This window comes from Paenibacillus hemerocallicola, assembly GCF_006265175.1.
Classification (GTDB): domain Bacteria; phylum Bacillota; class Bacilli; order Paenibacillales; family NBRC-103111; genus Paenibacillus_AB; species Paenibacillus_AB hemerocallicola.
This window is the reverse complement of record NZ_VDCQ01000052.1, coordinates 22306-36906: the sequence shown is the minus strand read 5'-3', so window position 1 is coordinate 36906 and position 14601 is coordinate 22306. Positions and strand designations below refer to the sequence as shown.

At 52.0% G+C, this 14601-nt stretch carries 15 protein-coding genes and 3 pseudogenes; 7 read left to right on the top strand and 11 right to left on the bottom strand.

Going from position 1 to position 14601, the window contains the following annotated elements:
* Window positions 1-11: 11 nt before the first annotated feature.
* Genes FE784_RS28575 through FE784_RS28565 form a run of 3 tightly spaced genes read right to left on the bottom strand, consistent with a single transcriptional unit; the run spans window position 12 to window position 3009 of the window.
* Entirely contained in the window at window positions 12-866 is an 855-nt protein-coding gene (locus FE784_RS28575) for a type I 3-dehydroquinate dehydratase (protein ID WP_176706588.1), read from the bottom strand.
* A gap of 50 nt (window positions 867-916) precedes the next feature.
* Complete coding sequence (locus tag FE784_RS28570; protein WP_139605667.1) at window positions 917-1651, bottom strand: SDR family NAD(P)-dependent oxidoreductase; 735 nt, start codon at window positions 1649-1651, stop codon at window positions 917-919.
* 20 nt (window positions 1652-1671) lie between these two features.
* A complete protein-coding gene (locus FE784_RS28565; protein ID WP_139605666.1) occupies window positions 1672-3009 on the bottom strand; it encodes an ABC transporter substrate-binding protein in 1338 nt (445 codons plus the stop codon).
* A 220-nt stretch (window positions 3010-3229) separates the two neighbouring features.
* Here FE784_RS28565 and FE784_RS28560 point away from each other — a divergent pair, with 220 nt between their 5' ends.
* Window positions 3230-4030, top strand: coding sequence for a helix-turn-helix domain-containing protein (locus FE784_RS28560; protein ID WP_139605665.1), 801 nt, complete (start codon window positions 3230-3232; stop codon window positions 4028-4030).
* A 149-nt stretch (window positions 4031-4179) separates the two neighbouring features.
* Here FE784_RS28560 and FE784_RS28555 read toward each other — a convergent pair whose 3' ends face one another.
* From FE784_RS28555 to FE784_RS28540, 4 genes and pseudogenes are all read right to left on the bottom strand, one after another.
* Entirely contained in the window at window positions 4180-4932 is a 753-nt protein-coding gene (locus FE784_RS28555; RefSeq protein ID WP_139605664.1) for a fumarylacetoacetate hydrolase family protein, read from the bottom strand.
* 39 nt (window positions 4933-4971) lie between these two features.
* Window positions 4972-5895 carry a hydroxyacid dehydrogenase gene (locus FE784_RS28550; RefSeq protein WP_139605663.1) on the bottom strand — a complete coding sequence of 308 codons (924 nt, stop codon included), beginning with the start codon at window positions 5893-5895 and terminating at the stop codon, window positions 4972-4974.
* Window positions 5896-5921: 26 nt separating this feature from the next.
* Window positions 5922-6041: pseudogene (locus FE784_RS42135) on the bottom strand (SDR family oxidoreductase); the annotation flags it as partial.
* A 23-nt stretch (window positions 6042-6064) separates the two neighbouring features.
* A pseudogene (locus FE784_RS28540) lies at window positions 6065-6346 on the bottom strand (SDR family NAD(P)-dependent oxidoreductase); the annotation flags it as partial.
* A gap of 201 nt (window positions 6347-6547) precedes the next feature.
* Between FE784_RS28540 and FE784_RS42970 the strand changes: the two are divergent.
* Entirely contained in the window at window positions 6548-6865 is a 318-nt protein-coding gene (locus FE784_RS42970) for a transposase (protein WP_139605661.1), read from the top strand.
* A gap of 72 nt (window positions 6866-6937) precedes the next feature.
* Here the strand turns inward: FE784_RS42970 and FE784_RS28530 are convergent.
* Window positions 6938-7426, bottom strand: a pseudogene (locus FE784_RS28530) (hypothetical protein); the annotation flags it as partial.
* Between the two features lie 606 nt (window positions 7427-8032).
* On the opposite strand from FE784_RS28530, the gene FE784_RS28520 reads away from it, so the two are divergent.
* The 4 genes from FE784_RS28520 to FE784_RS28505 all read left to right on the top strand — a co-directional run bounded on the left by FE784_RS28520 (window position 8033) and on the right by FE784_RS28505 (window position 9946).
* On the top strand, window positions 8033-8587 hold the full coding sequence (locus FE784_RS28520) for a GNAT family N-acetyltransferase (RefSeq protein WP_139605659.1): 555 nt from the start codon (window positions 8033-8035) through the stop codon (window positions 8585-8587).
* The gene (locus FE784_RS28515; protein WP_139605658.1) at window positions 8580-8885 is read left to right on the top strand and encodes a hypothetical protein; all 306 of its coding nucleotides are present in this window, start codon (window positions 8580-8582) and stop codon (window positions 8883-8885) included. The genes FE784_RS28520 and FE784_RS28515 overlap by 8 nt, the downstream gene beginning before the upstream one ends.
* A gap of 156 nt (window positions 8886-9041) precedes the next feature.
* On the top strand, window positions 9042-9491 hold the full coding sequence (locus tag FE784_RS28510) for a MarR family winged helix-turn-helix transcriptional regulator (RefSeq protein WP_139605657.1): 450 nt from the start codon (window positions 9042-9044) through the stop codon (window positions 9489-9491).
* An 89-nt stretch (window positions 9492-9580) separates the two neighbouring features.
* A complete protein-coding gene (locus FE784_RS28505) occupies window positions 9581-9946 on the top strand; it encodes a DoxX family protein (RefSeq protein WP_139605656.1) in 366 nt (121 codons plus the stop codon).
* 43 nt (window positions 9947-9989) lie between these two features.
* On the opposite strand, the gene FE784_RS28500 is transcribed toward FE784_RS28505, so the two are convergent.
* Entirely contained in the window at window positions 9990-10511 is a 522-nt protein-coding gene (locus tag FE784_RS28500; protein ID WP_176706587.1) for a class I SAM-dependent methyltransferase, read from the bottom strand.
* 441 nt (window positions 10512-10952) lie between these two features.
* A complete protein-coding gene (locus FE784_RS28495) occupies window positions 10953-12836 on the bottom strand; it encodes an NTTRR-F1 domain (RefSeq protein WP_176706586.1) in 1884 nt (627 codons plus the stop codon).
* Between the two features lie 272 nt (window positions 12837-13108).
* On the opposite strand from FE784_RS28495, the gene FE784_RS28490 reads away from it, so the two are divergent.
* A complete protein-coding gene (locus FE784_RS28490; protein WP_139605653.1) occupies window positions 13109-13537 on the top strand; it encodes a DUF6157 family protein in 429 nt (142 codons plus the stop codon).
* Between the two features lie 85 nt (window positions 13538-13622).
* Here the strand turns inward: FE784_RS28490 and FE784_RS28485 are convergent, their stop codons facing one another.
* Entirely contained in the window at window positions 13623-14402 is a 780-nt protein-coding gene (locus FE784_RS28485) for a hypothetical protein (protein ID WP_139605652.1), read from the bottom strand.
* Between the last annotated feature and the right edge of the window lie 199 nt (window positions 14403-14601).

The following is a 14601-nucleotide window of genomic DNA, read 5'->3' as shown; positions in this document are numbered from 1 at the left end:
TAAACGGCAGCTTAAGTCTGATTGAAATTTTCTTCCTCCAGCGGCTTGGCGATGCGCCAATCGACATTTTGGAATACGCTGCGCATGGCGTGAACGAGCGGCTGCTCATTAAAGGTGTGGGCGGCAAACCGCTGATTGCAAAATACGAGCATCGATCCGAGCATCGGTCCAACTACCCGGGTCAGCTTCCCATGCTCTCCGTGACACTGATATTGAAAAGGAACCTTTAACGTTCGCTTCAGCGCAACGATCGATTTGAACGCTTCGATTAACTGGTCCTCATTCATACAGACGCTGACGATCTTTACCATATCGGCTCCGCGGGATTGCATTTCCAACGCATGCGAGACAACCTGCTCGCTACTCATGACGACCCTCGTATGGGAGGACAGCAGCACTTCAGCGCCCATGGAATGGACCGTTTCAATCAGCTTCATCTGCTTTTCGATGACAGCCGGGTCCATCGACAACTCTTTCGGGTTATAGCTGTTGGCATTCGGCTCGGCAGAGCCTTCAGGCGCACTTCCGTAGCTCGTATAATTCGGATCGAATGTGTCGGCCGGAATATCGATTGCCGCCGCGCCCGCTTCAATCGCCAAAATCTGCCGCTTGATCCGTTCCTCATCGGACATGTCGTTTGTGTACCTGTAGTTCAGGATCAGCTGCGGATTTGCCGTCGAGGCGATAATTCGCCTCAGGTCTTTGTAATTATGAAATGGCTGACCAAGGCTTGTCAAGTGCAGGTCGTGTGCTATCGCTCCGTCGTATTCCGCGTTTTTAATCGACGCAATAGCGCTTTCCGGATCTTTTTCCCGTATAACGTTAACGATGAATGGCTGAGGCAGTTTGGCAAACGATGGTCTCAATCGTATCTCTCCCTTTGTGTTGGACATGGTCTTGTCAATACCGCCCGCCGCTATTGCAGCGCTCCCCAGCATCGACCGCCATCTATAATATAGTTTTGTCCGGTGATGAAGCTGGCTTCGTCGGAGCACAAGTAGAGCGCCAAGCTGGCCACTTCGTCAGCCTCGCCGGTGCGGCCCAAATACGTTTTGATGTTCGCTAATCTGGGCACCGTTACGATCGCCCCGGGAGATATACTGTTCACATTGACGCCGAACGTGCCTACCTCCATTGCCAACGATTTCGTAAATGCAATAATACCTGCCTTGGATGCAGCATACTCGGAGCCGTTTTGCGCTCCTACAACACCGGCAATCGAAGCCATGTTAATGATTTTGCCGCTGCCGCGTTCCAACATGTGGTTAATGACGGCACGCGAGCTAAAGAGAACTCCTTTCAAGTTCACATCGATAATCCAATCGAATATTTCCTCCTTTTGTTTGTGAAACGGAGCTCCTCGCTCGCGGGCGGCGCCGCCAGCATTGTTGACGAGAATATCGATTTTGCCGAACGTATGCAGTGCAGCCGCTACCATGCTTGCGATTTCCACAGTGCTGCGCACATCGGCTTGTACGGCTATAGCTTCTCCTCCGGCGGCCTTGATTTCGTCAGCGACGACCTGCGCCAGCTCGATGTTTACATCGTTTACGACGACGCCGGCTCCTTCCTTCGCGAAGCGGAGCGCGATTGCGCGTCCAATACCGTGTCCGGCTCCGGTTATTATGGCTACTTTTTGTTGGAGTTTCATCTTATTACCTCGATTTCGGCTTATTTTTTACCTTCGGCCGCCATTTTTTCCGCTATGATTTGATTCGATTTTTCTTCGGCTTCTCGAAGTGCGGTGTTCGTATCTTTCGTTCCGTTCATGACGCTGTTAAAGGCGTCCATCAATTCTTTCGTCACATCGGCTGTGTAAGGTGTAAAGGTTGCCGCCGGCGCCATGTTGGCGGGCTGCATAGCCGCTGTGTTTTTCCCCTTTAATGCGGGAATGCCCGAGCCGATCGATTGGCGAATTTCCGGATCGGTTAAAACGGAAGAAGCTGCGACATTTTTGGCCCGATCGAGCTGAACCGACTTAGACAGCATTTCCACTGCTACGAGAAACGCTTCTTCCCGGAAAGGGCTGTTTGCATGAATCATCAGTACGCTCGGAGTAGGCTGAAAGCCGAGCCCCGGTTTATCTTTCATACTTGGAGCGCTCACCATATCCCAGTCCATCGTGTCAGGGATGCTCGCGTAAAAGTTCGGATACGCCAAAATTGTTGCCAATGATTGCTCTTTCAAAAAAGCGTTCGTTGCGTTGGGTGTATTGCCGGGAATTTGGAATATGTTCTTAAAGTCATCGAACAGCTGTTTCCAGCGCGGATCGCTGAACGTAACCTTATTCGTCTTCAGATCGATATGTTCCAAGGAAAGCTGGTTGTTGCGGAGCGGTACCGACCATACCTGTTGGCTCGTAAACCCGGAATACTGCACGCCCCCGTCAAGCCTCGTTACTTTGCGCGTCAGTTCGGCCATATCTTGCCAAGTCATGCCTTCCTTCGGATAAGGTACGCCGAACTTGTCGAATATTCCTTTGTTGTAAAATAAGATGAGGGAGAGCGTCTGATACGGGATTCCGATCAGTTTGCCGCCTGCGGCGCCTTTGAACTGTTCCAGCAAGATAGGATTGACGCCGCTTAGGTCAACATTATGCTTTTTGATTAAATCGGAAATGTCCGAAACGATTGATAAATCGACATATTTATGCGATATCGCAATCGAGCCTTTATGAAGGTCAAATCTCATGCCTGCTGCAATATTGTCATCAATCGTTTTTTTCTGCTGAGCAGAGTAAATATTGTTATTGAACGTAACGTTCGGATACTTCTTTTGGATATATTGGCCGAATTCGATCATGAACTCGGCGTCGTTACCGGGCGTAGCCACATAGTTATCGGAGTAGTACACCAATTCGAGCGGCTTCGTCATATCGATCCTCTTCGCCTGATCGTTGCCGCCCTCCGAGTTAATCGCTTTCCCGCTGTCGCCTCCGCTGCAGGCCGTTGAAGCCAGTACCAGAGTTGCAAGCGCCGCTATATACACCGGTTTTTTTTTATTCAACATGCTTTTTCCCCCATTAATGGAAATTGGAACGACGTATAAGCACCTATTTTAAAGCGTTTACAAGTAACAGTCGTTGTAGTAATATTGCCTTGAATTCACGTATTCACTCGGCCGAGTTAACTTATTTATAGCATTAGGCGACTGCAGCTGAGAATGTGGATTTCAGAACTGTTGTATAATTACGAACTTGTTTTCATTTTCCGTTTAAAGGGTGTTTACGATGCGGCTATTTCATGGAGACACTGATATTGCGTCGCTTCAAGGCGCTTTTACGAGTGTGACTAGACCTTACGATGCATTCGATCGTCCATTTCACGGGTTTGTTTATAAAATAGAAGGGTCGTCGCAATATGTATTCAATAATAAAGTTGTGGAGCTTCACAAAAACGAGCTGATGTATTTGCCTGAGCATAGCTATTATGCGATTCGTGCGGAGAACGGGGGCAAATATATTATAATTAACTTTGCGCTCCACTCTCCCGCGCCGGCAGACGAGCCTACTAAAATATCATTTAGAGACCATTCAAAAGTATACAAGCTGGTCCACCAAATCCAGCACCTGTGGGTGATGAAGAACGATGTGGACGTGCTTATGGCCAAGTCGCTGCTATATCAGATCATGGCAGAAATAGCGAGACAGCAGGAGAGTGTCTACATTTCACCTGAAGCGCGAGAGAAAATTTCGACCGCTATTCAATATTTGCGTCAGCATTTGTACGACTCTGGGCTCCGGGTAAGAGATTTGCACACGTTGCTTGGGATGAGTGATACGTACTTCAGAAAGCTGTTCACGCAAGTTTACGGTTTATCGCCTGTTCAATATATCAATCGGGAAAGAATCGAGCAGGCGAAATCGTTATTAGTAAGCGGGGATTTCGGCACGATTGAACAAGTAGCGCAGGCGGCTGGTTTTTCCGATGTGTACTACTTCAGCAAAGTATTCAAAAGCCAGACCGGTCAGCCCCCTACGGAGTGGAGGCGCTATACCCCACGGATTAAAGTAGAAGGGGCGGGATGTTAACCTTTTCTTCGAAGCTGCACTTTATGGAGGGAGAGGGGCTGCATGGAACGGGAACGGCAAATAAGGAGGAAGTTTTAGTTGCCTGTTGCTACCTGGTCTGCAACGGAACGGGACTTCCTCCTGTGCTTTTATTACCGGCCTGAATAAAGTCAGATGACCTTGTTCGTCAAGCTGCCGATGCCTTCAATCTGCACTTCCACGGTGTCGCCGCTGCGAAGCGGTGCTACGCCGGATGGCGTGCCGGTTATGATGACATCGCCCGGTTCCAGCGTCATCACATGGGAGACGAAGGAAATGATTTCGGCGGTATTGAAAATCATGTCGCTCGTATTTGAATCTTGTCGGATCTCGCCGTTTACAAGTACGCGAATTGGCGCATGATCCGGATCGATATCCGTAACGATCGCGGGGCCAAACGGCTTATACGTGGCAAACGACTTCGCTCGAGTAAATTGCCCGTCCTTCTTCTGCAGCACGCGATCGGAAATATCATTGCAGCATGTGTAGCCGAGCACATATTGCAGCGCATCTTCAACGGATACGCAATCCCCCCGCGTTCCGATCACGATCGCCAGCTCGCCTTCATGTTCCGTACAGTTTTCCGAGTTTTTCAGCCGAATCGCTTCACCCGGTCCAACGACGGCCGTAGGCGAGACGAGGAACATTAGCGGCTCGTCGGGCAGCGGCTTGTTCACTTCTTCCGCATGCTTCTTGTAATTCAAGCCGATTGCGATTAGTTTGCCCGGGGTAACAGGAGCGAGCAGTTGAACTTGGGCGAGTGGGCGCCGTTCATCCGTAACTACGTGCTCCCCAAAGATCGAACCCTCGATCCGTAGTATTTCATTTCCTTCAATCGTCCCGTACGAGACAATCTTATCTTCGCGGTATCTAACGATTTTCATCCGTATATCCTTTCTGCTTCACTATATTCACTTCGTGGATCATCCATCTCCAAGCACTTCTTCGATTTTCTCGGCAAGATGCATCGACATCTTAATCCGGGATTCCTCGGTAAAGTAGGAGCAGTGCGGCGATAAGATAATGTTATCTAGCTGGAACAGAGGATTGCTGATGTCTGGCGGCTCATGCTCGAAAACGTCGAGTGCTGCTCCGACCACGTTTCCAGCAGTCAAAGCCTGATAAAGCGCCTGTTCATTGATGATTCCGCCTCTGGCGAAATTGATGATGAACGAGCCGGGTTTCATGATTTGAAAGCGCCGTTCATCGATGAGGTCTTTCGTCTCCGCAGTCAGCGGCACATGGACCGATACGACATCGGCGAGCCTCATCAGCTCGTCGAGCTCGTCAAGCTTCTCGTAGCCGTGACTTTCAACAGCTTGAGCGGAAGCGAACGGATCGTAGATCAACACCCGCATGTTAAATCCGTACTTGGCCATTCGAGCGAGATGGGAACCTACATTGCCAAGACCCACAATACCGATGCATTTACCCGTTATTTCAGTTGCGCCTGCTTTGTCGCGGGACGCCCAGTTGCCTTTGCGCATCTCCCGATCCAGCAGCGGAATTTTTTTGAACAACGAGCCGATCGCGAAGATGACGTGCTCGGCAACCGAGAGCGAATTGGCGTTGCCTGTCGTAATAACGGCAACTTGTTTGCTTGCGGCGTAGTCCACATCGATATTATCGACGCCGATGCCGTGCCGGGCGATTGCCTTGAGCTTGGTCCCTTTTGCAATCAACGTTTGATCGATCGGGGTCAGACGGGTCACGATCGCGTCGGCGTCGGCGATAAGCCGTTCGATCGTTTCCCGGGAGGTGTCCGGGGCCACGATCACTTCGTATTTGCTGGCCAGCCTGTTCATGCCGCCTTCGTGAACGGGCTGGATATAGACGATCTTTTTCATAAGCTCTCCTTCTGCGATGAAATATTTTACGTTTTAGGTCCCAACCATCGGCCGCCGTCGATAATATAGTTTTGCCCGGTTATATAGTCGGCTTCAGCGGAAGCGAGAAAGGCGACCAGATTAGCGACCTCCTCGGGATTTCCAAGAGGGACAGCTTGCCGATCAAGCTAGCGCTGCCGCCAGCGCAATTGACCAAAATATCGATACTACCAAATGTTTTCATTGCATGCTCAGTCATCCGGTTGACGTCTTGGCTGACCCGTACATCGGTTTGCATGACGAGTGCTTCTGCACCGAGCGCCCAGACCGCTTCGGCCGTCACATTCGCCTTCTCGATATTTAGATCGGTTATGACGACAGAAGCTCCCTCCTTGGCCAGACGAAGCGCGGTTTGCCTGCCGGTACCGCCCCCTGCGCCGGTTACGATTGCTGCCTTGCCTGTAAGTTTCATTGGTTTCCTCCCAAGCCGTCGAATATGTTCGCAATCGGGTACCCTATTAATAGCATGGAATATCGGAAGCGAGAATGTGATTTTGGTAACGGTTTGTACATTTCATAACATAATATGTTCACAGCATTAAGACCGGTTCGACGCTTGTTCGTCCAGCGGTATGGGAGACCTTCCATTCGCACCACCGGCTAACATCGGGGTGTGCAGCTGTCGGCCACCTTCGACCATGAAACCGGACAGTTGATCTGGACGGAGGAAGAACAGTACAACACCGAGGCTTTTTTAGCGTTTCTTCAACATTTTTTTCGGACGTATCCTACCGGCAGAGTTGTTCTCGTTCTGGATAACGCTCGTATTCACCATGCCCGTCTATTTCAGCCCTTTCCGGACGCGAATCGGGAGCGGTTGGAGCTCGTGTTTTGCGCCGCCGTACAGCCCCCAACTCAATCTGCTCGAAGGATGGATATTAAAAACTCACATTCCGCACCCCCGGCACGTGGTAACGAGTGGGATTTTTGAGGGTACACCAGTCCTGAAATGGATGTAGCGATGGTTCAAGGAGCAAAACCACCGCTGGACAAGTTGATTCAGTTAGCCGAGGTATATCGATTCATTCAAGCCAAGACTGTCCAACACGCGCTTCTCCTCTTTGTCCAAGGGGCGGGTGAATTGTCGGGTTCGGGTACCATCCGGCTTCTTGAGGTGAATTTCGTCGGTGTATACCGGATCTTTCAAAAAGGAGAAGTTCATTTCGATATGAATTTGTTCCTTATACAGACCGAGAATCGCTGTCCCATCCATCGTTTCGCCCCGCCATTCCGACGGCAAGGTGATTGCCAGCACAAAACGGGATGCCCGTCGACGCGCTTCCTGAAACCGCACTTCATCCGGGGTGATCGTGGCCTGCAGCACGTAAACGGTATCGACTTGCGGGGTTTCGTCTTGCTTCGGACGTCCGCGTTTTTTGCGAACGATTTCCTGTGATCCAATGGTAACAGCGACCTGATGAAACCGGGAGGGCGGCGCATCCTGAAAGGTTTTGGCGGCTTGTTCCGCATCGGCCCGACAGTGAAACGGCGTTTTGGGACATGGACTCTGGTCGATCGTGACGAAATCGGGTACACTATCCAGGTAACCCTTTCTAGCGATCTGATCTCCTTTCTGGTGTGAGAACCTCAAAATATCACGAGTCCGCATGATTGGGTTATTTTACTATGTGACGATTTGTTGACGAGAACTTTTCACTGTCCAGTCAATATCCATTCCGACAATTTCGCCGTTCTGCTTCGCGTCTACGCTTTCGTAGGGCGGATAGTCGGGCGCTGTCCCCGTCGCGAGCATCTTGGCCGCATAAACGGCACCGGTTTGACCCATGTCGGAGGAGACCCGAAGGACAATAGAAGGAGCGCGCAGACAATGAGCGGGACGTACAGCATGTTTGATATGTTCCTGATCCTGATGTCTCTTTCTCATTGTTGAGTTTTATAAAATAGCATAACCAACAGAATAAGCCTTTCATTATGGGGTGAACAAGTGAAGTCGCGCCAGCTCCGCTCCAAATGTTTTTCTCGAGGTACGAACGATAGGGCCGAGAAACAAAGAAACAAGTTTCTGGTAGAGATGGGATTTGGGTTTGTGACGGTTTGACGGTGGGCCGTCAGCAGGGGACACGATGGAGGTATGGGAATGGATATTGTAATCAGGGAGATCACGGCCGGGGAGCGGGATATCCGGGCTGAAATCGACGACAGCTTCACCGTGGATTCCACCCTTGTCCTGTCCTTAACCGACGGGAAAATCGGATATACGGTAAAGAAGATTCCCGGTTATGAGAAAAGCTACTCGGACGAGCAGTTCGCGGAAGCGGCGGGCGAAGACCACTTGGGGAACGACGATAACCCGAATCAAGTCATGTACTTGGCCTTCGCCGAGGAGCAAGTGGCGGGACGCATCATACTGAGAAGAAATTGGAACCGATATGCTTACGTTGAAGACATAGCGGTACACAAACCATTTAGAGGGCTCGGGATAGGCCGACAGTTGATCGAGAGGGCCCGGCTATGGGCACAGGCCGGTGGAATGCCCGGAATCATGCTGGAGACGCAAAGCAATAACGTTCTGGCGTGCAAATTTTACGAACGCTGCGGCTTTATCATCGGCGGTTTCGACTCGCAGCTCTACCGGGGTATTCATAAACATAACGATGAAATTGCGATATTCTGGTATTTGTTGTTTGAGTAGACAGCACCGTTTCTCTGCTCCAATCCGCCGCCACGCCGAAATCGTCTTCGTAGAAAACGCCGGTTTGCAAATCCGGCCCCAAGAGCTTCTATTCCATAGCTTGCAGATCGGCCAGAACGTAAGGCAGCGCATAATCGGCAAATTGCTCGGCGGATTCAGTTCGGCTGCGGTTCCACTGCAAAACAATGCCATGGACGGATCAACTGATCATCGTTGCGATAATTTCCATCTTGCGCTCTTCGTTGATCGATTGGAAATCCCCTTTTTTAAATATGAAAAAATGATGGCCGCGAGGTAAGGCGATGGGAGGAGAGCTGCGATCAGGGTTGGGGGCGGGTTGGGTACGTTGCCACAAGGACTCGGGATTGGAGTCGTTTCGCAACCAATACTTGACAGCCGGCGGATATCGAGTACAATACAGTTAGAATTCTAATTATAGAGAGGTTAAGCGAATATGGAGACAGAGAGCTTAAACTGGCAGTGGGATAAAGGGCCGATCGGACGTTTGGTCAAAACAGGCTACATTACGCTGCGTCGTGAAGTGGAGGAACTTTTAAAGCCGACGGGACTAACCCATACGCAATGGAGCGCGCTAGGAGTCGTCCGCCATTATCCCGGCATCACTTCATCCCAGCTGGAGCATATTCTGATGATCGAACGGCCGAGCGTGACGAGCCTGATGAACGGATTGGCCAACAAAGGATTGATTGTCCGCAAAGATCATCCGGACGATGGGCGGTACAAACGAATTTATCTTACGGAAGCCGGAGAGAAGTTGGCGGAAGAAACGCGGCAATTTGCCCAAGTCGTGGAGAATCGCGTTAAAGAGCGGATGACGGAGGCGGAATTCGAGTCGCTCAAGATGCTGCTGGTCAAGATGGTCGGTATTTTTGATAAGGAGTGAGAGGAGCGCTCTTTTTTTGACTTGCCGAGAATTTCTTTAACCCCAATGGTTAGAATTCTAATTATATGAGAAGACAAGGGGAATGATGCATGAACAAATGGGTGCGCTTGACGGGATGGATTTTCGTGTGGGCTGTTTGTTTATTTTTCGTTCAGAGCGGGATTCGCAAGCTGGCGGGATTGGAGCAAATGATCGTCATGTTCCATGATTTGGGATATCCGGATTGGTTCAGAATCGCGGTCGGACTGCTGGAGATTGCGGGAGCAGTCTTGCTGGCGTTACCCCGTTCGACCGTCTATGCGGCAGGGGGGCTCGGTGTTCTTATGATCGGTGCGGTTATATCCGAAGCGGCAGCGGGCCGTGTCTTCGAGTCGCTTCTGCCCGGACAATGGTTGATCGTATTGGCGCTGATTGCGTTCCAGCGTATTCGTGCTCGAACGAAGAAGAACTCGTAGAACGGCGGTGGACAGGCGAACGGCACATAAGACTTGAGCGGCTTTAAGGGATTCCCGCGATAACACAAACGGCCGGTCCGGCGCTTAAGTTTTCATTGAGTATCTGATTGATGATAAAGCCTTCGGCCGTAAGGTTTTGGGTCGTCCTATCGGCAATATGCACGATTTTCCCGGCAGTGGGCGGCTGGTTGAATAGATAGACAGAGCCTCCGGGCAGCAGAAGCGTTCTAATGATGCTCAGCTCCTTTGCGGGCTTCATCCAGAACAGGTTGACGTTGACGGCAAATATTTTGTTGAACCGTTCGGGCCCCCAGTTGGCCTTGTCCAATTCCGCGGTATGAAATCTTGCTTTCCCCGCCGAAGCATGTCCGAGGTTGCGGCTTGCTGCCGCACGAATCATCGTTTCCGATCGATCCAGGGCAGTAATGGTTCCATCCGTTAATTGTCCGCAAATCAAGGAGACGGCAGCGCCATGCCCGCAGCCAATTTCGAGCAAGCGGTCGGATGGTTCTATTGCGAGCGTGTTTACTGCCCATACGAGCCTTTCGGCTATTTCATGCGCCACAGAATCGGCCTCCATTCGAGTAGACGGCTTTAATATCGCTTTCCTCATTAAGGATATATATTCGACAATTCTTAGCCGGCACCTTTGTCGGCGGAAAATCTGCTTCGGGCGGGTGCTGGCGCGTCTTCGTACCGGATGTTCTTTGGAGCTTTAGAAATAGCGGAACGTACGTACGCTATTTCTCCGAATTCCGCTGTCGATGACAAGATAACGGAAAAGATGTCCGCTATTCCGCGGGTTCAGACCCTCTTCTTCACCGACAAGCGGAAATAACGGAACGCGGTTCCGCTATTTCCGGAAATGTCGCGGAAATCGGGACTATAACGGCAAATCATTCCGTTATGTAATCGAGACTTTGGATGATGAGGTCGCCCCCAAAAAAGAACCTTCGCGCCACGAACTTCGTGGAGAGAAAGGTTCTATTTGGGAGTGCTACGCGCATTACCGTTGGTCGGATATACTTGCTCCGTTGTTGTAGAGAGTTAGCGAGCTTGTCGGATTGTACGGGGCTCCATTGATCGTTCCAACCAATAGGACGATATCGAATTCGTTAATCGGCAAGCCCCATGAGTTATCGGATAGGATCACTACGGCCCGGTCGACTAGAAAGCCGCCTTTTGTAAAGTAAACGACATTATTGACGATGTTGCCGGTTGTGTTCGGATTCAGGTACATGCCGGAGCGCAACGAATAGAAGATGTTTCCGCGAACCAGCAAATTGGTAGTGTTTATTTGCGAGACGACAGCCCGATTCACCACCCAATCGGTCATCGGAAGCGGTTGGCTCGGACCGAATATGACGTTGTTGAGAATCCGGTTGTTGCTGCCGCCGACCTGAATGAATTCCACGGCAAACGCCGCACTGCTCGTGATGGTCAGCCCTTGGATCGTAATATCGCTGCCTGTGACCATGAGAGGAATAACGGCCGCTTGCAGAACGAGCTGGCTTCCGGGTTCGCCCTGCAGTGTGACACCCTGTTTGTTCACGACAATTTGGGCGGTAATATTGTACGTGCCCGCCAAAATGTGAACCGTGCCGTTAGGCGCTACAGCGGTAACCCCTTGCTGAATCGTTCCGAACGGACTCGTAATGGTCCCGTCGCCCCCGACGGCCCCAGCACTAACATAGACATCGAACGGAGGTCCGAACGTTCCGGTTGCTCCGGTCGAACCGGTTGGCCCGGTCGCGCCGGTAGCTCCAGTAGCTCCCGTAGCCCCGGTAGCCCCAGTTGCGCCGGTAGCTCCGGTCGGTCCTGTGTCACCAGTGGCGCCAGTTGGTCCCGTATCGCCGGTCGCACCTGTCGGCCCCGGAGGACCGCCCGAAGGCCCCGTTGCCCCTGTGGCCCCGGTATCGCCAGTTGGGCCCGTAGCCCCTGTAGCTCCCGTAGCCCCTGTCGGTCCCGTATCGCCGGTGGCTCCAGTAGCGCCTGTCGATCCTTGTGGTCCGCCAGAAGGTCCGGTAGCCCCAGTCGCGCCTGTTGGTCCCGTTTCACCAGTGGCTCCTGTATCACCAGTATCGCCCGTGTCGCCCGTAGCACCTGTGTCGCCAGTAGCGCCAGTAGCTCCCGTTTCACCAGTGGCTCCTGTATCACCAGTAGCCCCAGTAGCGCCCGTAGCACCCGTAGCACCTGTGTCGCCCGTAGCGCCAGTAGCTCCAGTAGCGCCGGTAGCGCCCGTATCGCCAGTGGCTCCCGTAGCGCCAGTAGCCCCAGTAGCGCCAGTGGCTCCTGTATCACCGGTAGCCCCAGTATCGCCCGTAGCGCCCGTAGCGCCCGTAGCGCCCGTAGCGCCAGTAGCCCCCGTAGTTCCATTATCGCCGGTAGCCCCAGTCGCTCCCGTTGGCCCCAGAGCGCCAGTGGCCTCCAGAAGTTCTACGTCATCTACCAGGACATCGGAGGAACCGGCCATCGGCATCTTGTTAATGAATAATAGAGCCTGAGTGGCGGTGGCCGGCGCTGCGGTGACCAAGCTATACAAGGTCAGCCAATCGGCGGTTGCAACGTTGGGCAGCCGGCTTCCGTATATAGTCTCGGTCAGACCGTACCCGAGAAAGTTGTTGCCCGCATCGTAATAGGATACCGAAATCGAGACGAGAGGATTCGGCGTTCCTCCCGAGCCGGCAAGCGATACCGATAGCCGGTAGTCCGAACCTGGGGAAACCGCTACGTATTGCAGAATATAGGCGTTGACGTTCCCGCCGAGCAAGTTGGCGCTGAAAAGGCCACTGTGGCTTGCCGCGCTTGAAATACTTGCATTTAGCGATAACCACGGGCTCAACAAACCGGACTCAAAGCCGCCATTGACCACGTGATCGGTGAACGACATGTGAATCACCTTCCATTCTATGAGATTTGCTTTTCCTTCCCCGATAGAATAGATGATAGAGAAAGAGAAGGACTGAGCATGTACCAATATATGCAGGGGGCTGCCGGATTGCAGCGGCATTTCCAAAGGGACATTAGCCCGTTTTCCGATTCTATGAATGTTGTTACATAGAATCGTGCGGCCACTCCTTGGATTCTTGCTCTTGCAGCACATTGCGGTATATGTTAAAAAAGTGGTATTCCATACCTTGAAGAAACAGAGGAGGCTAAACTATGGAGTGGAATTATTATGACACGTTCATTACGGTCTCGGCGGATTGTCCTGCGGTTAACGGCACGGTGCCGCCCGACAAGAAGGATGGGAAGACGAAGGCCGGAATCGAATATGAATTGATCTCGGAGCACCCCTACGGGTATACCCAGGAGGAGCTTTTATACGAGGTGCATATCCGGCACAAAGGGATTTCTCAGGAGGAGTTGGCGGAGAAGGGGACGCAGCTGAGAGACGAATTTTTCCAGAAGCCGATGCCCTGCTTGAGAGCCTCGATGCTGCCCAAGAAATTCGGGTGGGGGATTCATTTCAACAAGGAAGGGAAGATGGCTCTCGTTCCGGTGGAGTCCGGCCTATACCGGGATTTTGCGGAAGGCGGTCCAGGGGAGTTGAAGGTGCTGGCCGCGATGCGGAACAACCGGGGGAAATAGAGCAGTTGCCGTTCTGCATGAAAAGCCGGCAAAGCCCGCCTTTGAATATAGTTAGCGGCGGGCTTTTGCCATCGTACTTATTAGATTAAGAGTACCATGTGACAAACCATCGCATGACGGATTGCGACAAGGCGAGATAGGCTAGGGCGCCTGACAGAACGACTAGAAGCGTTCTCCATAACGGGATGGCCGGCTGGAACATCCGGCGAATGCGCGCCCAACCAAACAACCAGATGCCGGCAATAGATAGGGCGGCGGCGAGGAGAGCTTTTATGTGCAAGCCGCCTCGGACATAAAAAAGCAGCATTTCGTCCGTCCAGCCGGAGGCGACCCATAAGTTGCTTATTTCGGATAGGAGGATCAGCATGTAAGTGAGAGTGGCGACAACCCATCCCCATCTTCGAAGCTTCCATAGCCCGATCCCCGAGGCGATATGAAGTACCGCGGACAACAAGGTCGTCCAGAGGGCGATCGTTGTGCCCACGGTAGGAAGACGAAGGCCGAATAGGGCAGGCAGCCCCAATTGCAGCATAGCGATGCCGCTAACGCTCCCGCATACGAGATGGACCGCGGAAATGCCTTTGATCAGTATGCGCAAACGAGCTCCCGTACTGGCCTCTTCCGGCTTTGGCGCAAACGAGTCGCCATATATGTTCTCGATCTCTCCCAGCAAAGTCTCATTATCCCCGAATCGCTCGATCGCCAGCCTCACGCTGCCTTCACGGCCGATTCCTTGCCGTTGAAGCTCCAAAGCCGCTTTTTCCACTAATGATTTGATTTCAAGCTTGAGCCTTTTCGGATCCGCCGATTTGGTTTCCAATATGTCTTTCGCCAAACCGTTTACGAAAGTATCAATCCGGTCCATGCGTTCCCTCCCTTTCGCGGCACTTTGCAAAGCGATAACCGTAATGTGCCGAGGTGGAAATCCAGCCCCTTTACTGGATATATTTTCATATTACCATGCAGGATATGATTTGTCGCGATTTTTACCGCAAAGCCATGATGAACCTCGCCAGGAGTCTGCTTTTATTCTCCCCGGAAACAAGAAAGAGCCGGGCATCCGC